The sequence below is a fragment of the Bradyrhizobium tropiciagri genome (genome assembly GCF_018130505.1).
Classification (GTDB): Bacteria; Pseudomonadota; Alphaproteobacteria; order Rhizobiales; family Xanthobacteraceae; genus Bradyrhizobium; species Bradyrhizobium tropiciagri_B.
This window is the reverse complement of sequence record NZ_JAFCKH010000003.1, coordinates 620911-646190: the sequence shown is the minus strand read 5'-3', so window position 1 is coordinate 646190 and position 25280 is coordinate 620911. Positions and strand designations below refer to the sequence as shown.

At 65.4% G+C, this 25280-nt stretch carries 20 protein-coding genes, 1 tRNA gene and 2 pseudogenes; 15 read left to right on the top strand and 8 right to left on the bottom strand.

What is annotated here, in order from left to right; translation table 11 throughout:
• Window positions 1-173 precede the first annotated feature (173 nt).
• Window positions 174-1111, bottom strand: a pseudogene (gene puuE, locus JQ633_RS10650) (allantoinase PuuE).
• A gap of 1 nt (window position 1112) precedes the next feature.
• Window positions 1113-1526 (bottom strand): DUF3830 family protein, encoded by a 414-nt coding sequence (locus JQ633_RS10645; protein WP_211984930.1) that lies wholly within the window; start codon window positions 1524-1526, stop codon window positions 1113-1115.
• A 209-nt stretch (window positions 1527-1735) separates the two neighbouring features.
• Between JQ633_RS10645 and JQ633_RS10640 the strand changes: the two genes are divergently transcribed.
• The 3 genes from JQ633_RS10640 (at window position 1736) to JQ633_RS10630 (ending at window position 3951) form a co-directional block, all read left to right on the top strand.
• Complete coding sequence (locus JQ633_RS10640) at window positions 1736-2470, top strand: SDR family NAD(P)-dependent oxidoreductase (RefSeq protein ID WP_211984929.1); 735 nt, start codon at window positions 1736-1738, stop codon at window positions 2468-2470.
• Window positions 2471-2665: 195 nt separating this feature from the next.
• Window positions 2666-3667: a tryptophan--tRNA ligase gene (gene trpS / locus JQ633_RS10635; protein ID WP_211984928.1), complete on the top strand. Its 1002-nt coding sequence runs from the start codon at window positions 2666-2668 to the stop codon at window positions 3665-3667.
• 83 nt (window positions 3668-3750) lie between these two features.
• Window positions 3751-3951 (top strand): hypothetical protein, encoded by a 201-nt coding sequence (locus tag JQ633_RS10630; RefSeq protein ID WP_211984927.1) that lies wholly within the window; start codon window positions 3751-3753, stop codon window positions 3949-3951.
• 21 nt (window positions 3952-3972) lie between these two features.
• On the opposite strand, the gene JQ633_RS10625 is transcribed toward JQ633_RS10630, so the two are convergent.
• Complete coding sequence (locus JQ633_RS10625; RefSeq protein ID WP_211984926.1) at window positions 3973-4863, bottom strand: aldose 1-epimerase family protein; 891 nt, start codon at window positions 4861-4863, stop codon at window positions 3973-3975.
• A 285-nt stretch (window positions 4864-5148) separates the two neighbouring features.
• Between JQ633_RS10625 and JQ633_RS10620 the strand changes: the two genes are divergently transcribed.
• Window positions 5149-6042 (top strand): CHAD domain-containing protein, encoded by an 894-nt coding sequence (locus tag JQ633_RS10620; protein WP_249159085.1) that lies wholly within the window; start codon window positions 5149-5151, stop codon window positions 6040-6042.
• 39 nt (window positions 6043-6081) lie between these two features.
• A pseudogene (locus JQ633_RS10615) lies at window positions 6082-7323 on the top strand (SulP family inorganic anion transporter); the annotation flags it as partial.
• A gap of 35 nt (window positions 7324-7358) precedes the next feature.
• Here JQ633_RS10615 and JQ633_RS10610 read toward each other — a convergent pair.
• Window positions 7359-8381, bottom strand: coding sequence for a LacI family DNA-binding transcriptional regulator (locus JQ633_RS10610; protein WP_211984924.1), 1023 nt, complete (start codon window positions 8379-8381; stop codon window positions 7359-7361).
• Between the two features lie 119 nt (window positions 8382-8500).
• Here JQ633_RS10610 and JQ633_RS10605 point away from each other — a divergent pair, with 119 nt between their 5' ends.
• From JQ633_RS10605 to JQ633_RS10590, 4 genes are all read left to right on the top strand, one after another.
• A complete protein-coding gene (locus JQ633_RS10605; RefSeq protein ID WP_211984923.1) occupies window positions 8501-9373 on the top strand; it encodes a phytanoyl-CoA dioxygenase family protein in 873 nt (290 codons plus the stop codon).
• A 98-nt stretch (window positions 9374-9471) separates the two neighbouring features.
• Window positions 9472-10815 carry an MFS transporter gene (locus JQ633_RS10600; RefSeq protein ID WP_211984922.1) on the top strand — a complete coding sequence of 448 codons (1344 nt, stop codon included), beginning with the start codon at window positions 9472-9474 and terminating at the stop codon, window positions 10813-10815.
• Between the two features lie 3 nt (window positions 10816-10818).
• Complete coding sequence (locus tag JQ633_RS10595) at window positions 10819-11679, top strand: sugar phosphate isomerase/epimerase family protein (protein WP_211984921.1); 861 nt, start codon at window positions 10819-10821, stop codon at window positions 11677-11679.
• A gap of 55 nt (window positions 11680-11734) precedes the next feature.
• Window positions 11735-13234: a hypothetical protein gene (locus JQ633_RS10590; protein ID WP_349631547.1), complete on the top strand. Its 1500-nt coding sequence runs from the start codon at window positions 11735-11737 to the stop codon at window positions 13232-13234.
• 2 nt (window positions 13235-13236) lie between these two features.
• Here JQ633_RS10590 and JQ633_RS10585 read toward each other — a convergent pair whose 3' ends face one another.
• Both JQ633_RS10585 and JQ633_RS10580 read right to left on the bottom strand, forming a co-directional pair.
• Entirely contained in the window at window positions 13237-14088 is an 852-nt protein-coding gene (locus JQ633_RS10585) for a division plane positioning ATPase MipZ (protein WP_211984920.1), read from the bottom strand.
• A gap of 264 nt (window positions 14089-14352) precedes the next feature.
• Window positions 14353-15141: a crotonase/enoyl-CoA hydratase family protein gene (locus JQ633_RS10580; protein WP_211984919.1), complete on the bottom strand. Its 789-nt coding sequence runs from the start codon at window positions 15139-15141 to the stop codon at window positions 14353-14355.
• Window positions 15142-15246: 105 nt separating this feature from the next.
• Here JQ633_RS10580 and JQ633_RS10575 point away from each other — a divergent pair, with 105 nt between their 5' ends.
• The 4 genes from JQ633_RS10575 (at window position 15247) to JQ633_RS10560 (ending at window position 18908) form a co-directional block, all read left to right on the top strand.
• Window positions 15247-15816 carry a TetR/AcrR family transcriptional regulator gene (locus JQ633_RS10575; RefSeq protein ID WP_211984918.1) on the top strand — a complete coding sequence of 190 codons (570 nt, stop codon included), beginning with the start codon at window positions 15247-15249 and terminating at the stop codon, window positions 15814-15816.
• Window positions 15817-15853: 37 nt separating this feature from the next.
• Window positions 15854-16612, top strand: coding sequence for an SDR family NAD(P)-dependent oxidoreductase (locus JQ633_RS10570; RefSeq protein ID WP_211984917.1), 759 nt, complete (start codon window positions 15854-15856; stop codon window positions 16610-16612).
• 108 nt (window positions 16613-16720) lie between these two features.
• Window positions 16721-17644 carry a glutathione S-transferase family protein gene (locus JQ633_RS10565; protein ID WP_211984916.1) on the top strand — a complete coding sequence of 308 codons (924 nt, stop codon included), beginning with the start codon at window positions 16721-16723 and terminating at the stop codon, window positions 17642-17644.
• Window positions 17645-17873: 229 nt separating this feature from the next.
• Complete coding sequence (locus JQ633_RS10560) at window positions 17874-18908, top strand: LLM class flavin-dependent oxidoreductase (RefSeq protein ID WP_211984915.1); 1035 nt, start codon at window positions 17874-17876, stop codon at window positions 18906-18908.
• A gap of 74 nt (window positions 18909-18982) precedes the next feature.
• Here the strand turns inward: JQ633_RS10560 and JQ633_RS10555 are convergent, their stop codons facing one another.
• Window positions 18983-20548, bottom strand: a complete 1566-nt coding sequence (locus JQ633_RS10555; protein WP_211984914.1) for a porin — start codon at window positions 20546-20548, stop codon at window positions 18983-18985.
• A 1352-nt stretch (window positions 20549-21900) separates the two neighbouring features.
• On the opposite strand from JQ633_RS10555, the gene JQ633_RS10550 reads away from it, so the two are divergent.
• Window positions 21901-22737: a right-handed parallel beta-helix repeat-containing protein gene (locus JQ633_RS10550; protein ID WP_211984913.1), complete on the top strand. Its 837-nt coding sequence runs from the start codon at window positions 21901-21903 to the stop codon at window positions 22735-22737.
• 405 nt (window positions 22738-23142) lie between these two features.
• On the opposite strand, the gene JQ633_RS10545 is transcribed toward JQ633_RS10550, so the two are convergent.
• A tRNA-Gln gene (locus JQ633_RS10545) sits at window positions 23143-23217 on the bottom strand.
• 230 nt (window positions 23218-23447) lie between these two features.
• Between JQ633_RS10545 and JQ633_RS10540 the strand changes: the two genes are divergently transcribed.
• Window positions 23448-25226, top strand: coding sequence for an acyl-CoA dehydrogenase (locus tag JQ633_RS10540; RefSeq protein WP_211984912.1), 1779 nt, complete (start codon window positions 23448-23450; stop codon window positions 25224-25226).
• The last annotated feature ends 54 nt before the right edge of the window (window positions 25227-25280 follow it).

Here is a 25280-nt window from a genome sequence, read left to right as displayed (position 1 = left end):
GCTAACCTGCAAATCACAAACGAAGGCGACAGATCACGAGCTACAAAAACACGACATCTTCACCCGCTACGGACAGTTGCTCGTCGAACACAGGCAGCCGCCGGCTACTGTGCATGGGGTTGTTTTTCGACATTTTGCCAGCGCGCCCCCTCCGACAGCAGGGCAATCGCAAGTCAGCCGATCACGAACGCATCCTGCGCGAGATGCTTCATGTTGGCGTGCCAATGCTCGGCGATCGCAAGCCGGGTCGGCACCCAAACGTGATCGTGCTTGCCGATATAGTCGAGAAACCGCATCAAGGCGGCGGCGCGGCCTGGACGGCCGACCACGCGGCAATGCAGGCCGACCGACATCATCGCAGGCCGCGTCGCGCCCTCGGCATAGAGCACGTCGAAACTGTCTTTCAGGTAGGTGTAGAACTCGTCGCCACCGCCAAAGCCCTGCGGGTTGACGAAGCGCATGTCGTTGGCATCGAGCGTGTAGGGGATCACGAGATGCGGCTCGGTGCCGGCGGCCTTGATCCAGTACGGCAGGTCGTCGGCATAGGAGTCGCAGAGATAGCGCAGGCCGCCGGCCTCCATCAGCAGTCGCAGCGTGTTGATCGAGGTGCGGCCGGTGTACCAGCCGAGCGGCCTTGCTCCGGTCGCCTCGGTATGCACGGCGATGGCGCGCGCGATCTCCTCGCGCTCCTCGGCCTCCGACATGTCCTTGTGCTCGACCCAGCGCAGGCTGTGGCTGGCGATATCCCAGCCGGCCTCCTGCATCGCCGCGACGATATCCGGATTGCGCTTCAGCGCCATCGCGACGCCGAATACGGTGGCCGGCATCCTGCGTTCGGTGAACATCCGCCACAGCCGCCAGAAGCCGGCGCGCGAGCCATATTCGAACATCGATTCGACGTTGGCATGGCGCTGGCCGGCCCAGGGCTGCGCCCCCAACACGTCGGACAGGAACGCCTCCGAGGCGCGATCGCCATGCAGGATGTTGTTCTCGCGCCCTCCTCGAAATTGACCACGAACTGCACCGCGATGCGCGCCGCGTCGGGCCATTTCGGATCCGGCGGATTGCGGCCGTAGCCGCGGAGATCGCGCGGATAGCGGGGCTCGCTCACATCAGACTTCCTCGAAGCGGATCTTCTGCGCGCCCTTCCACAGCACGGTTTTGCCGAACGCGGTGAGATTCTCCAGCCCGGAGGTCAGCGTGATGAAATGGTTGCCGGCGAGCTGGCCCATCTTGCTGGCGAAATGCACGCCGCCATAGGCGAGCAGGATCTCGGTCTCGCTGATGCCGCCGGGATAGAGGATGATCTGGCCCGGCGCCGGATAGCTGGTGTGGTTCTCATAGGAGACGCCGAAATCGAGATCGCCGAGCGGCATCCAGACGCCCTCGCCGCTCCAGCGCACATGGATCGCCTGGCTCTCGAACGGCATCGCCTTGCGGAAGGCGGCGACCGTCTTCGGCGCAAGCTGCTCCTCGAAACGGGCGTCGAAGGTGAAGTCGCCGGCGCGGACAATCAGTTTGCTCATCGATCTCTCGTGGGTGTGCTTCCAAGGATGACGCCCCAGCATTGCCGCCGGGCTGTACCGGACGCAAGGCCAATTTCCGGCGTTTCCTGCCCATTTTGTCTCCCGAGCGAGTCCGTCAACGCAGATTTGAGCGGGCTTTGGACTGGACTCACATTGCGCCCCCCGGCCGCTTTTGCCAGCTTGCGCGAAATTCCAAGAGGATGATGACGATGACGACAAACAGTCTGCACGGACATGTGGCACTCGTGACCGGAGGCTCGCGCGGCATCGGCGCTGCCATCGTCAAGATGCTGGCCGAGGCCGGCGCCGCGGTCGCGATCAATTATCGCGAGCGCGTCACCGAGGCCGAGGCGCTGGCCAAGGGCATCACCGCGGCCGGCGGCCGGGCCGTCGCGATCGCCGCGGACGTGTCTGAGGCCGCTGAAGTCGCCGGCATGGTGGAGCGGGCGCGAACCGCGCTCGGCCCGGTCGACATCCTCGTCAACAATGCCGGCATCGCCATCGTCAAGGGCGTCGACGATCTCACCGAGGAAGACTTCGACCGCACCATCGCGGTCAACCTCAAGTCGGCGTTCCTGTGCACGCAGGCGGTGCTGCCGATGATGCGCACCAGGCAATGGGGCCGCATCGTCAACATCTCCTCCGGAGCCGCGCGCGGTGCCGGCTCGATCGGTCCGCACTACAACGCATCCAAGGCAGGCATGGAAGGTTTGACGCGGGGCTATGCCGCACGCCTCGTCAAGGAAGGCATCACGGTGAACGCGGTGGCGCCGTCGCTGATCGAGACCGACATGATGAAGGGACAGACCGGATTGGTGAGCCGGATTCCGATCGGCCGCTTCGGCACCGCCGACGAGGTCGCGCAGGCCGTAATGCTGCTGGTCGACAATCCCTACATGACCGGCCAAACGATCGCGATGAGCGGCGGCATGACGTTCAACTAGGCTTGACCGCCGTGCGGCGTTGCCCTACCGCTTGCGGCATGACACGTTCGATCCTGATCGCCAATTTCTGGTGGCTCGCCGACTGACAGGCGGGCCGAACGCGTTCATGCATTTCGGGGCCGCCGCATCGGGCGGCCTTTTTCGTGTCATCCAGCTCGCATGCGGCGTCCCCATTCCAACTGAATGGAGATCCCCATGGCAAAGCCAGTCATTCTCACCGGCGACCGCACCACCGGTCCGCTGCATCTCGGCCACTATGTCGGCTCGCTCAGGAGCCGACTGACGTTCCAGGACACGCACGAGCAATTCCTGCTGCTGGCCGACATGCAGGCGCTCACCGACAATATCAACGACATCGGCAAGGTTCGCGACAACGTCGTCGAGGTCGCGCTGGACTATCTCGCGGTCGGCATCGATCCGGAACGGACCTCGATCTGCCTGCAGTCGCAGCTCCCCGCGCTGGCTGAACTGTCGATGCTCTATCTCAACCTCGTCACGGTGGCACGGCTCGAGCGCAACCCCACCATCAAGGACGAGATCCGCGCGCGCGGTTTCGGCCGCGACATCCCGGCGGGATTTCTCTGCTATCCGCTCTCGCAGGCCGCCGACATCACCGCCTTCAGGGCGACAGTCGTTCCGGTCGGCGAGGACCAGGCGCCGCTGATCGAGCAGACCAACGAGATCGTCCGCCGCGTCAATGCACTGGCCGGCCGCGCGCTGCTGCCCGAGGCGCAGGCGATCATCCCGCGCGCGGGACGGCTGCCGGGCGTCGACGGACGCGCCAAGATGAGCAAGTCGTCCGGCAACGCGATCCCGCTCTCCGCATCACCGGATATGATCGCGGCCGCGGTGCGCGCGATGTTCACCGACCCCGAGCATCTGCGCATCGCCGATCCCGGCAAGGTCGAAGGCAATGTGGTCTTCACCTATCTCGATGCGTTCGACGACGATCGCGATGCAGTGGCTGAACTGAAAGAACGCTATCGGCGCGGTGGCCTCGGCGACTCCACCGTCAAGCGGCGGCTGGATGATATCCTGCAGGCACTGATCGCGCCGATCCGCGCCCGGCGTGCTGAACTCGCCAACCATCGCGATCATCTCGTCGATGTGATCAGGCGCGGAACCGGGAAGGCCCGCCAGATCACGGAACGCACCAAATGCGACGTCATGGCAGGGCTCGGCCTGTTCCAGCTCTGACGCCGTTGTCATCAAACCAAGGTGGGAACTGTGCTTGCCTTGCGATCGTTATCCATCAAGCGAAACCGGATTTGGAGCTTGCCGTGATCGATCCGAAAGCGCTTCTCGAACGCGCCGCGCAACTGGCCGATCAGGCCAAAGGCGAAGAGGACGCGAGCATCCGCGAACGGCTGCTACGCATGGCCGACCATTACCGCGATCTCGCCGCCCACGAAGCCTGGGCGAGCGAAAATCCGCCATCGGTCGCCGCGCTGACGGGCGCGCTCGGCACTCGCCCGCATTGACGTCGGCGGCGCCGGCGGCAATCAGCTCACGCGAATGCGATAGCTCAGCGAGCGGCGATCGCCCGGTGCGATGTGCATCACGCCGGGTTTATCGGCGAATTCGCCGTCGAACCCCGCGGGACTGGCAAATCCGTGCCACGGCTCGATGCAGAGGAACGGCGCGCCGCCCGGCTTCGACCAGATGCCGAGCTCGCGAAAGCCGTTCCACGACATCTCGATCGCAGACACCAGCGCGGCGGCGGCCGGCCCCTGCGTGGCGGCGAAGCGGACGGATGTGCTCGCGACCTGATCGAGGATCATCGCATCGTCATCGAACAGCCGTTCCGACAGCGCAAGGGTGCTGCCCTTGACCGGGGTCGGTTCGGGTTGCGGCCGCATCAGCCCGTCCTTCAGCCGCCGGATCGGCGCGCTCTCGTCCTTGGCGAAGCGCAGCGTGTAGGCGTCCTTCGGCAAGCCTGCTGTCAGCGGCCAATTGAACGCGGGATGGCCGCCGAGCGAAGCCGGCAGCATCTCGTCTCCGGTATTGACGATAGCGAAGGCGACCTCGAGATCGGCGCCAGCGACGGTGTAGGTCACCTCGAGCCTGAACGCGAACGGGTAGCGCGCGCGGGTCTCGGCATCATCAGTGAGCACAAGCTTGCAGGCGCGCGGCCCCTGCTCCACCCAATCGAAATCCCGGTCCCGTGCAAAGCCGTGCTGGCTCATCGGATAGGTCTTGCCGTCGTGGCGCAGCGCGTCGCCCTTCAACCGGCCGACGATCGGGAACAGCACCGGGGCATGGCGCGGCCATTGCGCGCCCGCCTGCCACAAAAGCTCGGTGCCGTCGGCATTCCTGAGCGACGACAGCTCCGCGCCTCGCGCCAGGATGGTCGCGGCGATCGCATCGCCGCGCAGCGTGTGACTGTCACCCATGTCTACCTTGCCTCGCTCACCCAAATGCGGTCCGCCGGCACCAGATGTTGGATCGCAGCAGCGGCGTCAACCCGTTGACCCAATGCGCGAACCCGCCGCCGACCGCCCTTACCGCGGGAATTTTGCCCGATAACGCGCTGCAATTGCGGCATTTTGGCCGCGCAGTGGGATCGTTGTGCTGCCATGGCACAGAAAGCCCTTGATCGGGACCGATCAAACGGGAAATCTTTCGGGCAAGGAAGCCGCGTGCGGTGTTGCGGCCCCGGTTTGGGTTGCGAGAAACACATGACGTCATCGGCAGAACCGGCCAAAATCATCCGCCTGAAGCGGCCGCGCCATCTCAGCCAGGCGATGCGTTGCGAGACCGCGTTTCGCCTGATCCTGTCCGAGTGCCTCGAGGACGTCGCGATCCATCACGAGGCCGTGCTTGCCGGCGATGCAACCGCGCTGCATCAGACCCGCGTCGCACTGACGCGGCTGAAGGCCGCGATCGCATTCTACGGGCCGATGGTCGCGGACACCGAATGGACGCGGCTGAAGGCCGAACTGAAATGGCTGAGCGGCTATCTCGGCGCAACGCGCGATCTCGACGTCGCGATCGAGAACAGCATGGGCCAGCCCGAGGAACGCATGTTCAGGACGGCGCGGACCGATGCTTTCGACAAGCTCAAGGAGGCGCTGCAGAGCGAACGCTACCTGCAATGGTTCGAGGGCATGTGGGACTGGGTCGGCAGCGGCCCGTGGACCGCGCGGCAGGATCGCCGCGCCGCGCAACGCCGCGCGGTGCCGGTGTCGGTGTTTCACGCCCGCCGGCTGTCGCGATGGCATCAGAAGCTGTGCCAGAAGAGTCGCGGGCTGCAGGGCATGGGCAAGAACAAGCGCCACCGCGTCCGGCTCGCCAGCAAGCGCCTGCGCTACGCCATCGAATTCTCCGAAGGCAGCCTTGCCGCCGACGACTACACGTCATGGCGCAACGTGCTGAAGCATCTGCGCAAGGGTCAGCAGATCCTCGGCGAGTTGAACGATGACGAGGTGCGCCGCGGGCTGGTCGAGAGCGCCGATGCGCTCGAGCAGCGCGCCCGCAAGCGCCGGGCCAAGCGACGCAGGGTGCATGAGCGCAAGCGCAAGAGCCGGCTGCTGCGGCACGCCGCCTCGGTGTATCGGAAGATTGCCGGATGAAGCGCATCGCTTCGACATCCCCTCCAAGCGGAGGCCCGCATGCCTGACGGATCCTCCACGGCACATCTCTATCGTCCGAAGCTCGTCACCACGCTGACCGAAGGCTACGGCCTGAAAGCGTTCCGGCAGGACGTGATGGCCGGACTGACGGTCGCAGTGGTGGCGCTGCCGCTGTCGATGGCGATCGCGGTGGCCTCCGGCGTGACGCCGGAGCGTGGCCTGTTCACCGCCATCGTGGGCGGCTTCCTGGTCTCCGCATTGGGCGGCAGCCGGTTTCAGATCGGCGGACCGGCCGGCGCGTTCATCGTGCTGGTGGCGGCGACCGCCGCGCAGTTCGGCATTGCTGGGCTTGTGCTCACCGTCATGGTGTCGGGCGTGATGCTGACGCTGATCGGTGTGTCGGGGCTCGGATCGCTGATCCGTTACATCCCGCACCCAGTGACCGTCGGCTTCACCTGCGGCATCGCCATCACCATCCTGTCGAGCCAGTTGCGCGATCTCGGCGGGCTGACGCTGGCGGGCGCCGAGCCCGGCCCGTTCCTGCCCAAGCTCGCGGCGCTCGCGCGGGCGCTTCCGACGCTGAACTGGTCGGCGCTCGCGGTCGGTGTTGGCTCTGCGGCAGTGATCTTCGCGTTGCGCGTGTGGCGGCCGGCATGGCCGGCGATGCTGATCGCGGTCGTGCTGGCGTCGATCGCGGCGCTGCTGCTGCATCTGCCGGTCGAGACCATCGGCACCCGCTTCGGCGAGATTCCGCACGGCCTGCCGGTGCCGCAACTACCCGAGTTCTCCTCGAGCCTGTTGCTGCAGATACTGCCCGCAGCGCTCTCCTTCACGCTGCTCGGCGGCGTCGAAAGCCTGCTGTCGGCCAAGGTCGCCGACGGCATGACCGGTCGCAAGCACCGCTCCAACATGGAGCTGGTGGCGCAGGGCATCGCCAACATCGCATCCGCGCTGTTCGGCGGCATCAGCGTCACCGGCACGATCGCCCGCACCGCGACCAACATCCGCGCCGGCGCGCGCAGTCCGCTGTCCGGTATGCTGCATTCGGTCTTCCTGCTGCTGTTCATGATTGTGGCCGCGCCGCTCGCCAGCTACATCCCGCTTGCGGCGCTGGCCGGCGTGCTGGTGGTCGTGTGCTGGTACATGGCGGAGAAGGAAGAGTTCGTGCACCTGGTCACGGACTGGCGCGCCGCCGCGGTGCTGATCCCGACCTTCGCGCTGACCGTGTTCGAGGACCTGACATTCGGCATCATCTCGGGATGCGTGATCGCAGCAGCGCTCGCCGGCATCGACCGCTGGCGAAGGGGTGCGAAGAGCTAGCCGCTGTCGCGCAGCACCAGTTCAAATCCGAGATCGACACGCCGCTCACCGCCGCGCTCCAAGGTCAGCGTCGCCGCCGTGCGGCCGATGGCGTCGCCGTGCACGCTGATCGTGCTCAGCGTCGGCGAGATCAACTGGCCCATTTCGAGATCGCCAAGGCCGATCACCGCGACCGGCTGCGCCGACGCCGGCCCGTCGCGCAGCAGCCCGGCGCCGCGCAGACCCGCCATGAAGCCGATCGCATGCGCGTCGTTGGCGGCGAACACCGCATCCACATCGGGAAGTCGCGCGTGGGCCACCACGCTGCCTGTGGCGTTGCGCTCGAGGATCAGCCGCCGCGGCTCGGCGAGGCCGCTCGCCAGAACCTCGTCCCTGAAGCCGGACCAGCGACGCGTCGCGCGCGGATCGTCGCCGCCGATAAAGGCGAGGCGCTGGCGCCCCTGCGCCACCAGGTGCTTTGCAACGGCGACGCCGGCCTTGTAATTGTCGAAGCCTGCGACGGCGTCGATCGGCGCCGGCGGCAGCTCCCAGGTCTCGACGATCGGGATGCGCGCGTTGCGCAGCAGGCGGCTGCCCTCCTCCGTCGCCGGCGAGCCGACCATGATGATCGCCTCCGGACGCCGCGACAGCAGCGCCGCCAGCATGCGATCCTCGCGCGCCGCATCGTAGCGCGATTGAGCCAGGATCACCGAGAAGCCGCGCGGCTCGAGCGTGTCCGACAGTCCCTGCACCGTGTCGGCGAAGATCGAATTGGCGATGGTCGGCACCAGCACGCCGACCGAATTGGTCCGCGCACTCGCCAGCGCGCCGGCGACCAGGTTCGGCACATAGCCGAGCTCGCGCATCGCCAGCTCGACCCGCGCGCGGGTTTCCGGCGCGACCAGGTCGGGCATCCGCACCACGCGGCTCACCGTGATCGAGGAGACGCCGGCGCGCTTGGCCACCGCTGAGAGCGTGGGCGCGGCGTCGGCCGGGCCGGTCTCGATGTCGGCGCTGGGGTCGGTCAGATCGCTGCTCATGGGTTGAGGGTGCACGATTCCGGGTTGCCAGGCCATGATGTTAGCGCTAACATCGCTATATGTTAGCGCTAACATATGGTCAAATGACCGCAACCGACTGAAATGAAGGGAGAAACGGCATGATTTCGGACGAGCAGGCGCAGGCCTACAAGCGCGACGGGGTGATCGTGGTCCCGGAGGTTCTCAACCAGGAGACGCTCGGGCGGGTGCGCACGGTGCTCGCCGAGCTGGTGGCCGGCGCCGCTGCGGTGACTGAACATACCGACGTCTACGACCTCGAGCCGGGCCATACGCCCGAGACCCCGCGCGTCCGCCGCATCAAGGCGCCGCACAAGGTGCATCCGATCTTCGACGAAATCGTGCGCAGTCCGGCCGTGATCTCGATCCTGACCAGGCTGATCGGCCCCGGGCTTCGCCTGCACGGCTCCAAGCTCAACATGAAGTCGGCGCAGTACGGTTCGCCGGTCGAGTGGCATCAGGACTGGGCGTTCTACCCGCACACCAATGACGACATCCTCGCGATCGGCGTGCTGCTCGACGATTGCGATATCGAGAACGGCCCGATGCTGGTGACACCCGCGTCGCACACCGGCGACAAGATGTGGGACCATCACGGCGAGGACGGTCACTTCGCCGGCCTGATCGATCCCGACCAGATCCAGGACGAGATCAAGCGTGCGGTGCCCTGCATGGGCAAGGCCGGCAGCATGTCGTTCCACCATGTCCGCGCGCTGCACGGCTCGGCGACCAACACCTCGAACCGGCCGCGCAACCTCTTGCTCTACGAAGTCGCCGCCAGCGACGCCTGGCCGCTGATGGGCGTGAAGGACTTTGCCGAGTTCGACAGCCGCCTGCTGACGGGTCCCTCGGTGGTGACGCCGCGGCTCACCGACGTGCCGGTGCGCATGCCGCTGCCGCCGGCGAAACGGCAGGGCTCGATCTACGAGACCCAATCGGCGTCGAAGAAATCCTATTTTACGCGCGCCGCGTAACGACCCGACGACAAATGCTCGCGGCCTCGCCGCGGGCATTTGGAGCATGATCATGCTCGAAAAATCCAATACATAAAAACAGACTAACGGGGAAACGAATGACCAAGATGGCAGATGGCGCCCGCCAATCGCGCCTGCGTGTGATTCTCGCAGCCAGCGTCGGCTCGGCGCTCGAATGGTATGACTTCTTCCTGTACGGCACCGCCGCCGCGCTGGTGTTCGGCGAATTGTTCTTTCCGAAGAGCGATCCGGTGGTCGGCACGCTGCTGTCGTTCCTGACCTTCGGCGTCGGCTTCGTGGTGCGGCCGCTCGGCGGCCTGCTGTTCGGCATCCTCGGCGACCGCTACGGCCGCAAGCCGGTGCTGGTCTCGACGCTCCTGATGATCGGCATCGGCACCACGGCGATCGGCTTCCTGCCGACTTACGCGCAGATCGGCATCTGGGCGCCGATCCTGCTGGTCGCGATGCGCGTCGTGCAAGGCCTGGGTGCCGGCGCGGAGTATGGTGGCGCGGTGATCTATCTGGTCGAGAATGCACCGCCGAAGCATCGCGGCTTTTGGGGCGGCTTCGCACCGCTCGGCGTTTCCGTCGGCAATCTGCTCGCAGCCGGCGCGTTCGCGCTGGTCACGACGCTGCCGCGCGAGGATCTGATGAACTGGGGCTGGCGTCTGCCCTTCATCGCCAGCTTCATGTTGATCCTGGTCGGCATCTTCGTCCGCATGCGCGTGACCGAGACGCCGGTCTACACCGACGCGGTGGTCGCGCGCGGCAAAGTCGAGAGCAATCCGGCGATGGAGGCGCTGCGCCGCCATCCGCGCAACTTCTTCGTCGTGCTCGGCGCTCGGATGGCCGAGAACGGGCTCGGCTATTTCTTCCCGGTGTTCGGTCTGAGCTATGTCATCACCACGCTCGGCGTGCCGAAGGCGGATGCACTCAGCGCGCTGATGCTGGCGTTCACCATCGAACTGTTCGCGATCCTTGGTTTTGCGGCGTTGTCGGATCGCATCGGGCGGCGGCCGGTCTACATGTTCGGCGCGCTGGCCGGCGTCGCGCTCGCCTTCCCGTTCTTCTGGATGGTCGGCACCAAGGAATGGATCATGATCGCGCTCGCCTTCATCCTGGCGCGTGCGGTGGTGACCGCGGCAATGTTCGGGCCGCAGGCGGCGTATTTCGCCGAGCTGTTCCCGCCGCAACGCCGCTTCGCCGGCTTCGCCTTCGCGCGCGAACTCGGCTCGCTGCTATCGGGCGGCCCGGCGCCGTTCGTCGCCACCGCATTGGTGGCGGCATACGGCACCTGGTGGCCGGTCGCCTGCTACGCGATGTTCCTGTCGATCTGCACGGTGATCGCGATCTGGATCGGGCCGGAGACCTATCAGGAGAACATTGCGGCCGACGAGGCCGGGGAGGATGAGATGCCCCGCGCGATGCCGGCACGGGCCTGATCCGTGCCGCAGCAGCTTCGTGTCCTGCAGTCGCTCTGGGCGATGGAGCGGCGGCTCGCCGACGAAGGCGAGTGGCCACTGCAAACCCAGCTCGCGATGATCCGCGACGCCGGGTTTGACGGCGCCGGCGTCCGCTTCATCGATCCTGCCTTTGCGCGCGAGGCGACCGGCTTCCTGCGCGCGCACGGCATGATCTGGCAGGCGCAGTGCTATCCCAAGAACGTCGACGACCTGAAGCCGGTGCTCGAGCTGGTGGCGCAGCTCGGCGCCGATCACATTAATCTGCAGCCGGACGTCCGGCCGCGCCGGCTCGCCGATTGCATTCCCCTGCTCGACGGCTGGCGCCGGCTTGCCGAGCAGGCCGGCGTCGCGGTGCATGTAGAGACCCATCGCGACCGCATGACGACCGACCTGTTCTTCATGCTCGACCTGCTCGACTGCTTTCCCGATCTGCGGCTGACCGCCGATCTCTCGCATTATCTGGTCGGCCGCGAATTCGCCTGGCCGGTCGACGACGTCAACCACGCGATGATGCATCGCATTCTCGACAATACATGGGGCATCCACGGCCGCATCGCGAGCCGCGAGCAGGTGCAGATCTCACTCGGCTTTCCCCAGCACCAGGGCTGGGTGTCGCTGTTCATGGGCTGGTGGGAATATGCCATCCGCTCCTGGCGCAAGCGCGCCGGCCCCGACGCAACACTGACCTTCCTGTGCGAGCTCGGGCCTGCGCCCTACGCCATCACCGGCCCCGACGGAAGGGAGCTGTCCGAGCGCTGGCAGGACGCGCTGGTCATGAAGGACATGATCCGCACGCTGTGGGATCGCATTGCGAGCGAGGCGCCTGCACAATCCGCACGTTGATTCCTTACCGCGGCAACGGCATCCTGAAGCAGACCGAAACTCGGGACGCTGCGCCGTGCGCAAACAATCGTATCGCCTCCTCGCACGTGTGATGGCCTCGGCGATCGCAGCGTTCGTCTGCACGACGGCGCAAGCGGCCGAGCTTGCGCTCGACGTCGCGGCCATGCCGCGCATTGCAACCATCGATCCGCGCTTTCAGTCGTACAACATCGAGATGGTCGAGGTGACCGGCGGGCGCTTCTGGAAGCCCTATGCCGCAAGCGATGCCACGCCGGGTGCGGCGGACCGGTTCGCGCAACGCTCACCGATCGATCTTCGCGATGCGAGACTACGCGAGCTCGCAGCGGCTCTCGCTCCCGCCTATCTGCGGGTGAGTGGAACCTGGGCCAACAGCACCTTCGTTGCGGATGCCGATACTCCGCCGGCGTCGCCGCCGGCTGGTTTCAACGGCGTCCTGACCCGGCAACAATGGCGAAGCGTGATCGACTTCTCGCGCGCGGTTGATGCGCCGATCGTGACGTCCTTTGCAATCAGCGCCGGCACGCGCGATGCCGGCGGACATTGGACGGCGACGCAAGCCGGACGGCTGCTCGCCTACACGCGATCCATCGGCGGGCAGATCGCCGCAGCGGAATTCATGAACGAGCCCGATCTTCCCGAGATCGGCGGCGCGCCCGACGGCTACGACATTGCGGCCTACGCAAAGGACTTCGTCACCTTCCGCAGCTTCATGAAGCGCGCCGCGCCTGACGTGACTATCCTCGGCCCGGGCACCACCGGCACCGGCGCGGACGCCGCGGCACTATTTGCCGCAACGGCACAAGACGTCGACGCGATCTCGTATCACCACTACGGCGCGCTCTCTGCCCGTTGCGACGGTGACCGCACGCAAGAGGCCGCGCTATCGGACGAATGGCTGGCCCGAACCGACCGGACATTTGCGTTCTATCGAACCCTGCGTGATCGCCTCGCGCCGGACAAGCCGATCTGGCTGACCGAAACCGCCGAGACGGCGTGTGGCGGCAACCGCTGGGCCGCGACCTTCAGCGATACGTTCCGTTATCTCGATCAACTCGGACGATTGGCCAAGGCCGGCGTTCGCGTGGTGATGCACAACACGCTCGCCGCCAGCGACTACGCCCTGCTCGACGAGCAGACCCATCTGCCACGGCCTAACTATTGGGCCGCGCTGCTGTGGCGGCGCTTGATGGGGACAACCGTGCTGGACGCCGGTGTCGCGTCGCAGCCCGGGCTGCATGTCTACGCCCACTGCGCGCGCGACAGACCGGGCAATGTCGCGCTGCTGGTCATCAACAATGACAGAGAGACAGAGCGCAAGCTGGCCGTGCCGGCTGCCTCACAGCGCTACACACTGACGAGCGCGACGCCCGAGGACGGCACCGTTCAGCTCAATGGCAAGACGCTCGCGCTTGCGGCCGGAGACGAGATCCCGGCCCTCACCGGCGAAGCCGTCGCGGCCAGCACGATCACGTTGGCACCGGCAACGACCACCTTCGTGATCGCTGCCAGGGCCGGCAACCCGAACTGCCCGTAGCCTTATGCCGCGTCGCGGCTGGCGTCGGACGTCTCCAGCGGGCGCGCCACCAGATGGCCGAGCATGATCGCGGTCATCAGCCGCTCCATTTCCAGCCGTGCGGTGACGTGCGACATGGTCGGCCGCGCATTGAGCGTGAGCTGGTTGACGTCGTCGATCGCCGTCAGGCCGCGCGGATAGAACTCGCGGAAGATCACCCGCTCGGCAAGTCCGTCGACCATGCGGAAGTTCAGCGTCTTCGACAGCTCGCTCAGAGCCTCGCCGACCAGACGCTTGTTGCGCGAGCCGAGCGTGGACAGCCGGTTGCGCAGCACCACCCATTCGAACGCCGGCTGGTCATGCACGCGGCGCTCGCGCCGCGCCGCCTCCACCATCGTCGAATAGTGGCTGATCCCGGTCACCTTGAAGTCGTTCGGATCGACGGTGCCGAGCACGTCGAAATCGACAAAACTGTCGTTGAGCGGCGTGATCAGCGTATTCGCCAGCGAATGCGTGAACGTCGTCAGGTAGGTGTCGTGACCAGGGCAGTCGATGACGACGAAATCATGCGACCGGCCGAGGCGTTCGACGATCTCGGCAAGCGCGCTACGGCCGAGCGTCTCGACCTCGCTGGTCCGGCCGCTGACCGTCTCGAAGCACATATGCGTCGGGACACCCAGCTCCTGCGACGTTTCGCGCGCCCAGTCCCGTCGATTATCGACGTAATGGGTGAGCGATTTCTGCTTGTTGTCGAGATCGATGGTGGCGACACGCTGACCCGCCTTGATCAGCGCGATGGCGACGTGCATGGCAATTGTCGATTTGCCGGAGCCGCCCTTGTTGTTTCCTACGACAATTGTGCGTGCGTTTGTCATGCGAATCCTTACGGACGCTTGAGTCAAAGCGGGACGGAAATTGACAAAGTGAATGGATTCGAATCTCGCTGATTCGACGAATCCCGACAAGAGTCGTCGCAGCACCGTCATGATCTAAAATCAATGGCTGCGACATCATTGTCACAACCATTTGTGCACGTACCGTGAACGCCGCGCAGGCGATCACTCGGAATGAATCGTCGCGCGCGAACCGCTTATTCGAGCGCGGGCGTTGCAAAGGATCACGCGCGCATTGCCGATCGACTAACGCCCCTGAAACACGGCGGCGCGGCGTTCGACGAACGACTTGATGCCTTCGGCAGCGTCGGCGCTGCCCAGCACGCGCGCGCGGATCTCCGGAATGATCGCGATCGCCGCCTGTTCGCCGGCCTCGATGAACTTGCGGCCCGCTTCCTTCGTGACCTGGATGCCGAGCGGTGCGTTGCGTGCGATGATTCCGGCCAGCGTCATCGCGCGCTCGATCTGCCGACCCGCGGGCAGGACCTCCTGCACGAGGCCGATCCGATGCGCCTCCGCGGCCGAGAACTCGTCGCACAGCAGGAGGTGATACATCGCATCGCCCCATCCGGCGCGGCTGATATAGCGGAAATGCGCACCGGCCAGCGGCGCGATGCCGCGCTTCGCCTCCATCTGGCAGAAGCGGCTGTTGTCCGCGGCGACGACGATGTCGCCGGCCAGCATCATCTCGATGCCGACCGTGAACACGATGCCCTGCACCGCGGTGACGATCGGCTTCCGGCATCGCTTCGAGAGTCCGAACGGATCGACATTGCCTTCCGGCAACGGCTTGCGTGTCGCGGTCGGGCCAAAGAATTTCGGCATGTCGAGGCCAGCGGTAAAGCTCTCGCCGGCGGCGCAGAGCACGCCGACCCAGAGCCCCTCGTCATTGTCGAGCAAGGTCAGCGCGTCGGACAGTTGCTCCATCATCTCCGGGCTGAAGGCATTCTTCTTGGCGGGATTGTCGATGATGATCTGCAGGATGCGGTCATGCCGTTCGTGGCGGACCCGCCCTTCACTCGCGTTGCCGGACATTCGCTCCTCCCATCCTTGTGAAAAAATTCTGGATGATACTTGTCATCCTGATGTATGATGGTCATAATCCTGATCGAGAGTCAAACCCCTGCGAGGTGCCGCGCGATGGGCCATTCCCAGGCCGACAAGGCCAGGAGCCGCCAACGCATCCTGGACGAGGCCGCGACCCAGATCCGCGACAAGGGCCTCGATGCGCTCAGCATCGGCCATTTGATGCAGCAGGTGGACCTTACCCACGGCGGCTTCTACGGGCATTTCGCCTCCCGTTCGGAGCTGATCGCCGCGGCGCTCGAGCAGGCGCTCGCCACTGGCGAGGAAGCTGCGCGCGCATCACGTGACCCCGACAAGCCGGTCAGCGTCAGCGCGATGGCCCGCAGTTATCTCAGCCGCACCCATCGCGATACCCGGAAATCCGGCTGCGCAATCGCTGCGCTGGTCTCGGACGTCGGCCGCGCCGACGCGGAGCACCGCGCGGTGATGGAGCCTCACATCGAAGCCTTCATCGCCAAGGTCGCGGAGGCGTTCGGCGACGATGACGATGCGCGCGCGACCATGGCGGTGAGCGCGATGGTCGGCGCGCTCACGATCTCGCGGGTGATGACCGACCCGAAGCGATCCGATGCCGTGCTGCGCGCGGTGCGCGACGGCATCGCCGCGATGGCGTCGGACGAGTGATCCTGCCCGCAGCACGGGCGTATTGATGGAGTGAGCCATGAACGATCGATCTGTCCTCGAGCCGACTGCCGTAGAGGGCAGCGTGCTGATCGCAGGTGTCGGCGCGTCGCACGGACTGGGCGCCGCGATCGCGCGCCGCTTTGCCGCCGGCGGCTATCCGGTTGCGATCGCCGGCCGCAATGCCGACAAGCTCGCCGCGACGGCGGCCGAGCTCACGGCGAGCGGCGCGAGGATCGCGCATGTCGTGGGCGATGCGTCCAATGCAGCCGATGTCGCCCGCTTCGTCGAGGCGGCCGAGAAGCTCGCGCCGCTGGCGATGGCCGTGCACAATGCGGGCTCCAACCGTCCGGCGCCGTTCCTCAAGGTCAGCGAGCAGCGGTTCGAGGAGCATTGGCGCGAACATGCACTCGGCGGCTTCCAGCTGGCGCAGGCCGCGATCCCGGCGCTGCTCAAGCGCGGCGGCGGCACGCTGGTGTTCACCGGCGCGTCGGGCTCGCTGCGCGGCAAGGCCAACTACTCCCCGTTCGCCTCGGCCAAGGCCGCGCTGCGGGCGCTGGCACAGAGCGTGGCGCGCGAGTTCGGACCACAGAACATTCATGTCGGCCACGTCGTGGTCGACGGCGGGATCGAGGGCGACCGCCTCCTGAGCATGCGTCCGCAGCTGAAGGACGACCGCGGGCCGGACGGGCTGCTCAACATCGCCGCGATCGCCGATGCCTATTGGGTGCTGCATCACCAGCACCGCAGCGCCTGGACTCTGGAGCTCGACCTGCGGCCGTGGGCCGAGTCGTTCTGACGTCGCGACGGCACAGGTGCTGCACGCGGAAATGAGTTGCGCTCCGGTGAAATCTCGTCAGGCTCTGTAGCGACATCCTGACGAACACCACCGCCCGGGAGCAAGCCCGTGTCACAACCAACGCCGATCCTGCATCACTTCGATCAATCGCCGTTCTCCGAGAAGATCCGCGTCATCTTCGGGTTCAAGAAGCTTGCCTGGAATTCGGTGCGGATCTCCCGCATCATGCCGCGGCCGGACCTGATGCCGATGACCGGCGGCTACCGGCGCACGCCGACGATGCAGATCGGCGCCGATATCTTTTGCGACACCCAGATCATCATCCGCGAGCTGGAGCGGCGTTATCCAACGCCGACGCTGTATCCCGGCGGCAATGCCGGCGTGCCGGCCGCGCTCGGGATGTGGACCGACCGGCCGTTCTTCCAGAGCACCGTCAATCTCGTGTTCGGCTTCCTTGGCGACAAGGTGCCGCAGGACTTTATCGACGACCGCGAGAAGCTGCGCGGCGCGAAGTTCGACGTCGCGGCGATGAAGGCCGCATTGCCGCAGATGCGCGACCAGTTTCGCGCCCATATCGACTGGATCGAGGCGCAGCTCGGCGACGGCAGGCCGTGGCTGCTCGGCGAATTCAGCCTCGCCGACGTCAATGCCTATATGAACCTCTGGTACGCGCGGCAGAGCCTCGCCACGCTCGACGAGATCATGCGGCAGTTTCCGCGCAGCTCGGCCTGGGAGGCGCGCATCAAGGCGATCGGGCATGGCACCCGCACCGAGATGTCGTCGGCCGACGCGCTCGCGCTCGCCGCGCGGTCGACGCCGCAGTCATCCGTCGTCGCCGACCCTGCGGATCCGAACGGCCGCAAGCCCGGCGATCGCGTCACCGTCACGCCCGATGACTACGGCAAGGTCCCGGTCCGCGGCGAGATCGTATCGCTGTCGGCGCAGCACATCGCGATTCGCCGGACCGACGAACGTGCAGGCGAGATCGTGGTGCATTTCCCCCGCGCCGGCTTCCTGGTGGTCCCGGATTGAGGACGGAGCGACCTGCCCTCCGGGCGCGGGCCTGGCAGGCGGCGAAACGCAGCGTTTCGCCGCGGAGACTTGTTCCGCCGCCAACGGCCCATTAGCTCGCCAGTATCTCCAACCGAAGGCTCCACAGCGCAGGCTTGCGGCGTATTTGCCGCGATTCGATCTCTCGGCCTGCGTGCGATGGGTAGCGCGTGGCGGGTTACTCCGCCGCGTCGACAAACTGGACTGACTGATGACCACCTCCCTCGAATTCGGCCTCGATACGTTCGGCGACGTCACCAGGGACGCCGCCGGTGCGCCACTGCCGCACGCTCAGGTGATCCGCAATGTCGTGGACGAGGCCGTGCTGGCCGACCAGCTCGGTATCGACTTCATCGGACTAGGCGAGCATCACCGGGCCGATTTTGCAATCTCCTCCCCCGAAACCGTGCTGGCGGCGATCGCCGCGCGCACCGGCAAGATCCGCCTCGGCTCGGCCGTGACGGTGCTGAGCTCGGACGACCCGATCCGGGTGTTCCAGCGCTTTGCCACCGTCGACGCCGTCTCGAACGGCCGCGCCGAGGTGATCCTCGGCCGCGGCTCCTTCACCGAATCGTTTCCGCTGTTCGGCTTCGACCTCCGCCAATACAACGAGCTGTTCGAGGAGAAGCTCGATCTGTTCACCGCGCTCTTGAAGCAGGAGCCGGTGAGCTGGCAGGGCAAGCTGCGCCCGCCGCTCAACAATCAGTCGGTCTATCCGCCGGTCGAGAACGGCCGGCTGAAGACCTGGATCGGCGTCGGCGGCAGCCCCGAATCGGTGGTGCGTGCGGCGCATTACGACCTGCCGCTGATGCTCGCCATCATTGGCGGCGATCCGAAGCGGTTTGCGCCCTATGTCGACCTGCACAAGCGGGCCTACGAGCAGTTCGGCCGCGCACCACAGCCGATCGGCGTGCATTCCCCGGGCTATGTCGCGGAAACCGACAGTCAGGCCCGCGAGGAGCTGTGGCCGGACTACAAGCTGATGCGCGACCGCATCGGCAAGGAGCGCGGCTGGCCGCCGATGGGCCGCGACGAGTTCGTCTCCGAGGCCGAGCACGGCTCGCTGTATGTCGGATCGCCCGAGACCGTGGCGCGCAAGATCGCGGCGACGGCCAAGGCGCTCGGCATCGCGCGCTTCCAGCTGAAATATTCGGCGGGACCGCTGCCGCACGAGAAGCTGATGAAGAGCATCGAGCTCTACGGACGCAAGGTGGTGCCGCTGGTGCGCGACATGCTGGCGGCCTGACCTGAACCGCAAAAGCAAAACCCCCGGCGGTCGCCCGCCGGGGGTTTGTTAGATCGTGATCAGATCAACCGGACTTACCAGTTGCGCTGAGCGCGGAGCAGGAGGCTGACGGTGTCCTGGTCCTTCATTTCGTACAGAGCAGCCGGCTTGCCGATCGAGCCGCCCGGCAGCGAGACGACGCCAGCATACTTCTGATCGAGGTGGGTCCAGACCACGTCGGCCGAGAAGGTCAGGTTCTTGACCGGGGTCCAACGGGTGATCAAGCCGAGCTGAGCAATGTTGTAGTCGGGATTGCAGCTCGTCAGACCAGTACCAGCCGCCGAAGCGAGCGCGGTACGAACCGTACCACCGACGCCACCGATGCCGCAGAGCAGCGTCTTGGAGGTGTCGTTGTACATAACAGCGGCGTAGGCACCGTAGATCGCCGTGTTCCAGTAGGGGTTCCAGTTGTGGGTGTAAGCACCACGGAAGCCCCACGTCTTGATCGTCTGCTGTCCGAGGCCAGCAGCGAAGATCGTGTCAGGCGCGAAGCCGATACCGACGCTCTGGTAGAGACCCGGAACGTTGGTGCCGCTGTAGATGGTGTTCGCACCAGCCGCACCCGAGAGATCCTGGATGTTGTAGCGGGTCGCACCATCGGTGTAGACGCCCTGGACGTTGATCGTGTCGCCAGGTCCGGTCGGGATGTTCTTGATCGACAGAGCCAGCTGACCAGCCCAGCCCCACTTGTCGTCCGGATGACCGGTCAACTCGGTGGCGCCGTAGTAGGCAGCGTGGTTGTCATGCGCAGCGACCGACGCCTGGAAGAGACCCCAAGCCTGGTCAACACGCAGCATACCGACGAAGTCCGGCGAGATCGTGCCGGCATAGTCGCTGGCGCCGTACGGGCCACCGGCGCTCAGGTTGTTCACGCCAGCCTGGTAGTAGGCAGCCTGATCCTGGGCCGACAGAGCGAGCGACACGCCGTTGCCGAACTCGGCGGTGTAGGTGAACTGGTTGACACCGGTGATGGTGCCGCCGCCGCCCACGAGACCGTCGTAGTTGTTGCCCGGATAGTTGGCCCACGGAGCCGAGAACTGCGAGACCGCCTTACCCATGGTGAAGCCGGCGAACTGGATGAAGGCGTAGTAGACGCCGACCGTGCCGTAGGAACCGTTGCCGGCGCCTGCGTTGTTCGGAGCCGAAGCCGGGGCAACCGTGCCGCCGCCGCCGAGCGGTGCGTACACCGTCGCGCCAGGAGCCGCACCGTTCACGCCGTAGTTGTCGGTGGTCCAGGTGAAGGTCGCATCGAAGAAGGTGCGGACCACGCCGTACTCGGTCGCGGTGCGCGTATCGATGTTCAGGTCTTCACGCGAACGCCAGGTGTAACCGTTGGTGAAACGGTTGTTGGCGCCGCCGGCACCGTTGGTGTTGCCGGTGTAAACCGAGTTGCCGTTCGCGACGACTTCGACGCGCAGGTAACCACCCAGCTTGATGCAGGTATCGGTGCCCGGGATGTAGTAGAAACCGGGACCATACAGGGAGCAAACCTTCACGTACTCGACCGCTTTGGCCTTGACGGGAAGATCGGCCGCCTGAGCTCCGCCGACCGCGACGAGAGCCGCCGCCGAGCCGAGGATAAGGCTCTTAACCATCTTCATGTTAAACCTCCAAGTTGCTCTATCTCAGGGAAGGTTCCGGTTCCGCCGGGTAAACACCCTCAGGTTGGTTCCCTTAATCCCCCTCAAACCCGCTTAGTCGCTTCGCGCCTTCGGACACACCCGCTGAACGCGAGGGACTTAAGCGAACCACCTAGAACGGGACGACCTCGGGATGCCCCCCTCCGTCGTAGTTCCATATGAGACAGAAGCCCCCCGATCACGCAACAAAAGACAGCTTCGTTTCGGCTCAGTTGCGACTGTTTTCGGACAAATGTTGCACAAATATCACGGGCGCGTGAGGCGCGAGCCCCGTGCAAATATCTGAAATAATTGACGAATATTTGCGATACCGTTGACCGGCGCGAATTTGGGCAACAATGCGAGGAACGCTGGGCAAGGTCAGCCCGCCTGGGGAGAACTTTGGGAATCGGGGCCCGTTTCGGTCGCGCTGATTCCGACGCCCGGCCCCGCTTCGGCCGCAAAATGTTCTGGGACCTGAACGAGATAGCGGCGTTTTGATACCGTTAAAGAGGTCCGATGGCCCCGGGAATCTCGTCCCCATGCAAGCCCGCCTACCGCTGCCCCGGCCATTTCAACGCCGATGCGGGAGCGAGCGATGCTGATGTCAGGCATCCGGCCGGGGCGCGGCACGAGTCCGATCGACGTGGCCTGCCAGACTTGGCACTCGGACTTGGCGCTCGGACTTGCCACTCGGACTTCTCAACAGCGACGGCGCAAGCTCGCAACGCTTTGGCGACACGCCCTGCACGGCGATGGGGCAACCACGCAGACCTGCGGCAATGCGTCTGGCAACATGACCTGTCGAACGTTGGACAGATGTGCCGGCGCTTCGCCAACGGACAAGTTCTCTGCAGTTGGAATTTTGCGATCCAGTCGCCTTTCTTGAATTCCTGATGCCGACGCGCACATGCCGACTTTCAGGTATGGCGTGATCGGCACGAATGGACCGAGCGCAAGCAAGCCGTCTGGGCGCGTGCGAAACCAGCTGCTGCACGCTTCGCAGATTCACGCCGCGCACCGACACGATGGACTGTGCAGATGAAAGCTGTTTCCGAGCGCTGGTCCGCGCAGCACCTTACGGTGGTCCGATTGAGTTGGGATCAACCAAAGGGATAGGCGATAGCGCCAAGGCTTCAAATTGGTCAGCTTGCCGGAACTCGGAGTTCCCGACATGATGCGCGTTTCAGCGGGCCGCCGGGCGCTGGCTTGGCCGCAAGCAACAACGATTTTGGGAGGGCACTACCATAACGTTGCGATTTGCCGTGCTCGGGTTTCTCATCTCTTCCGTTTGCGCACTCTCTCCGGCGCGCGCATATAACTCGACTACTTGGGTGGCGAGCTATGGCAGCGATGGAAGCGGCTGCACTCGCTCGGCGCCCTGCGCAACATTTTTCTCCGCGTTGAATGTCACGCCCGAAGGCGGGCTGCTCCGGTGTGCTGATCAGTACTCAGATTTTACCTTTCAGCCGACTGTGACGATAAGCCATTCCGTTACGATCGATTGCTCCGGGGTTAACGGTAGTACCACGCGTACTGGTGCCAATGGATTTATCATCAACGGCCCAGGCATCTCGGTCACGATCCGTGGCTTGATCATCCACTCCATCCTCCCCGGCCAGTTCTCCGGTCCCGGCGCTATCGGAATCGACATCCAGGCCGCCGCGAGCGTTACGATCGAAGATTGCACGATCCGCAACTTCACGACCCAGGGCGTGTTTGATCGCAGAGGCTCGGCGGGCAAACTGATCATCAAGAATACATTCATCGGAGGAATTTCGAATGGTCCCGCGGTCGCCGTCGCCGGACCATCGCGCAACTACGTGGTCCTCGACAACGTGACGGCGGTCGGAAATAAATACGGTGTTGCGGTCGCTACCGGAAACACGGGAATCATCAGCGGGTCTACGCTATCCGGCAATTCGGTTTCCGGAGTTCAGGCCGATAGCCTTGCGCAGGTCGTTGTCGACAGATCGACCATCGATCACAACAACATCGGCGTGACAGGCAATGCGGCGGTTCGCCTGTCGAACAACAATATCGTCTTCAACTCGACCGCTTTATCGGGCGGGACCGGTACGTTTGGCAATAATCGCTTTTCCGGCAACAGCGCGATGGGCACCGCCCCGACACCGCTCGGCAACGCGTCCAGCGACTTCGCTCAGCAGTAGTTGCCGGAAGACGTGACGCGATCGATAACGGCTGGCTGGAGGTCCACCAAGGCGGGACGCGCCCTGCCCGCTTGACGGTTCGCATAGTCGATTTCCGCCTGCCCATGGTTGGAAGGGCCGTGCCCACCCGGCCCCGAATGGGTCCATGAGGTAAAGTGCGACGGCCACCGCCTGCACCTCGAGCGCGGCGGAGAGCCCGTCCCCGCTGATCCCCAAGGACGACTGGACCCATTCACCATCCGTGGTTCGTCGAGAACGCCCCGCCGGAAGCGGACGTCGTCAGCGAGTCGGCACGGCATGCCGACCTGATGGCGGACCAACGGCAACAGGTGTTCAGAATGCCGGGGCGGAAGCATTCAGAATACAGACCGTCAAAAAAACTATGCAAAATCAGCGCGTTAGACATGGCTGGGGCGGGAGGGATCGAACCTCCGAATGGCGGAATCAAAATCCGCTGCCTTACCGCTTGGCTACGCCCCAACGTGCCGATCGAAGGCCACGTCGGTCTATAGAGTGCAACTGGCCATTTCAACAGGGCGGCGGTCGAAATCAGCCGAAGGTCCCCTGATGCCGTCACCGCACCCGCCATTATAGTGCGACGCCGCCTTGGCTGAAACCGCCCGCCTGCGCCGCGGGCCGGGCTCGAAGAGTTGAGAGGCGGCAGGTTTCATGGGAAGACAATTTTCAAACGCCTCGTCGGGAGTAACGCCATGACCTACCGTGCACCGATCAACGACATCCTGCTGTCCCTCAATCACGGCGCGGGCCTCGCGGCCGCCGTCGAGGCCGGCCACTACGGCGATTTCGACGGCGACATCACCGCCGCGGTGCTGGAAGAAGCCGGCAAGTTCGCCTCCGACGTGCTGGCGCCGCTCAACAAGGTCGGCGACGAGCACGGCATCAAGCTCGACGACGGCAAGGTGACGACCGCGCCCGGCTGGCCCGATGCCTATCAGCGCTGGACCGCCGCGGGATGGAACGCGGTGTCGGGGCCGGAAGCGTTCGGCGGCCAGGGCCTGCCGCTCGCGATCAACGCCGCCTGCACCGAGATCTGGAGCGCCTCCAACGTCGCCTTCGGCCTTTGCCCGCTGTTGACGCTGTCGGCGATCGAGGCGCTCGACGCCCACGGCAATGACGAACTGAAGAAGATCTATCTGGAGAAGCTGGTCACCGGCGAATGGACCGGCACGATGCAGCTCACCGAGCCCAATGCCGGCTCCGACGTCGGCGCGCTGCGCACCCGCGCGGAGAAGCAGGCCGACGGCACCTACCGCCTCAAGGGCACCAAGATCTTCATCACCTATGGCGAGCACGACATGACCGACAACATCGTGCATTTCGTGCTGGCGCGATTGCCCGATGCGCCGGCCGGCACCAAGGGGATCTCGCTGTTCCTGGTGCCGAAGTTCATGGTCAATGCCGACGGCTCGCTCGGCGCCCGCAACGACATCCATGCCAGCGGCGTCGAGCACAAGCTCGGCATGCACGCCTCGCCGACCTGCACCATGACGATGGGGGATAAAGGCGGCGCGATCGGCTATCTGATCGGCGAGGAAAACCAGGGCATGCGCTGCATGTTCACGATGATGAACCAGGCGCGGCTCGGCGTCGGCCTCGAAGGCGTCGGCATCGCCGATCGCGCCTATCAGCAGGCGCTGGCCTATGCGCAGGAGCGCAAGCAAGGCAAGGCGGTCGGCCGCAAGGGCGACGGCATGGATCCGATCATCGTGCATCCCGACGTCAAGCGCATGCTGATGCAGATGCGCTCGATGACGGCGGCGGCGCGCTCGATCTGCTACGCCACCGCGGTCGCGCTCGACGTCTCGGTGCGCGCCAAGGACGCCAAGGTGCGCAGCGATGCCGCCGCGCGCGGCGCGCTGCTGACGCCGATTGCGAAAGCGTTCTCCACTGACATCGGCAACGAGGTCGCCTATCTCGGCGTCCAGGTGCATGGCGGCATGGGCTTCATCGAGGAGACCGGCGCCGCGCAGCACTACCGCGACGCCCGCATCACCTCGATCTATGAGGGCACCAACGGCATCCAGTCGATCGACCTCGTCACCCGCAAGCTCGGCGCCAATGGCGGCGCCTCGGTGTGGGCGCTGCTCGACGAGCTCAATGCGACCATCAAGCAGGTCGAGACCTCCAACGACCCGGCATTCGGCACCACCGGCGCGAAGCTGCGCGACGCGCATGCCGCGCTGGAGCGCGCCAGCAAATGGCTGCTCGAACGCCTCGCCGCCGCGCCGAACGAGGCACTGGCCGGCGCCACGCCATATCTTCGCCTGTTCGGCGCCACCCTCGGCGGCTGCATGCTCGCCGGCGAGGCGCTGGCCGCCAAGGCCAACGGCGAAGCCGAGCCGCAGCGCTATGTCGCCCTCGCCCGCTTCTTCGCCGAGAACATCGCGGTGCAGGCGCCGTCGCTGGAGAAGACGGTGACCGAGAGCGCCGAGGCGATCACCGGCGCCGACGCGGTGCTGGCGGGGTAAGCCTGCTCACTCGGTTCGGCTCATGCGTCACACCACACACCGCCGTCGTCCCTG

Excerpts from the sequence above, each read along its gene's own strand:
- JQ633_RS10645 (WP_211984930.1), bottom strand. The coding sequence starts at position 1,526 with ATGAGCAAACTGATTGTCCGCGCCGGCGACTTCACCTTCGACGCCCGT.
- JQ633_RS10640 (WP_211984929.1), top strand. The coding sequence starts at position 1,736 with ATGACGACAAACAGTCTGCACGGACATGTGGCACTCGTGACCGGAGGC.
- trpS (WP_211984928.1), top strand. The coding sequence starts at position 2,666 with ATGGCAAAGCCAGTCATTCTCACCGGCGACCGCACCACCGGTCCGCTG.
- JQ633_RS10625 (WP_211984926.1), bottom strand. The coding sequence starts at position 4,863 with ATGGGTGACAGTCACACGCTGCGCGGCGATGCGATCGCCGCGACCATC.
- JQ633_RS10620 (WP_249159085.1), top strand. The coding sequence starts at position 5,149 with ATGACGTCATCGGCAGAACCGGCCAAAATCATCCGCCTGAAGCGGCCG.
- JQ633_RS10610 (WP_211984924.1), bottom strand. The coding sequence starts at position 8,381 with ATGAGCAGCGATCTGACCGACCCCAGCGCCGACATCGAGACCGGCCCG.
- JQ633_RS10605 (WP_211984923.1), top strand. The coding sequence starts at position 8,501 with ATGATTTCGGACGAGCAGGCGCAGGCCTACAAGCGCGACGGGGTGATC.
- JQ633_RS10600 (WP_211984922.1), top strand. The coding sequence starts at position 9,472 with ATGACCAAGATGGCAGATGGCGCCCGCCAATCGCGCCTGCGTGTGATT.
- JQ633_RS10585 (WP_211984920.1), bottom strand. The coding sequence starts at position 14,088 with ATGACAAACGCACGCACAATTGTCGTAGGAAACAACAAGGGCGGCTCC.
- JQ633_RS10580 (WP_211984919.1), bottom strand. The coding sequence starts at position 15,141 with ATGTCCGGCAACGCGAGTGAAGGGCGGGTCCGCCACGAACGGCATGAC.
- JQ633_RS10575 (WP_211984918.1), top strand. The coding sequence starts at position 15,247 with ATGGGCCATTCCCAGGCCGACAAGGCCAGGAGCCGCCAACGCATCCTG.
- JQ633_RS10570 (WP_211984917.1), top strand. The coding sequence starts at position 15,854 with ATGAACGATCGATCTGTCCTCGAGCCGACTGCCGTAGAGGGCAGCGTG.
- JQ633_RS10560 (WP_211984915.1), top strand. The coding sequence starts at position 17,874 with ATGACCACCTCCCTCGAATTCGGCCTCGATACGTTCGGCGACGTCACC.
- JQ633_RS10555 (WP_211984914.1), bottom strand. The coding sequence starts at position 20,548 with ATGAAGATGGTTAAGAGCCTTATCCTCGGCTCGGCGGCGGCTCTCGTC.
- JQ633_RS10540 (WP_211984912.1), top strand. The coding sequence starts at position 23,448 with ATGACCTACCGTGCACCGATCAACGACATCCTGCTGTCCCTCAATCAC.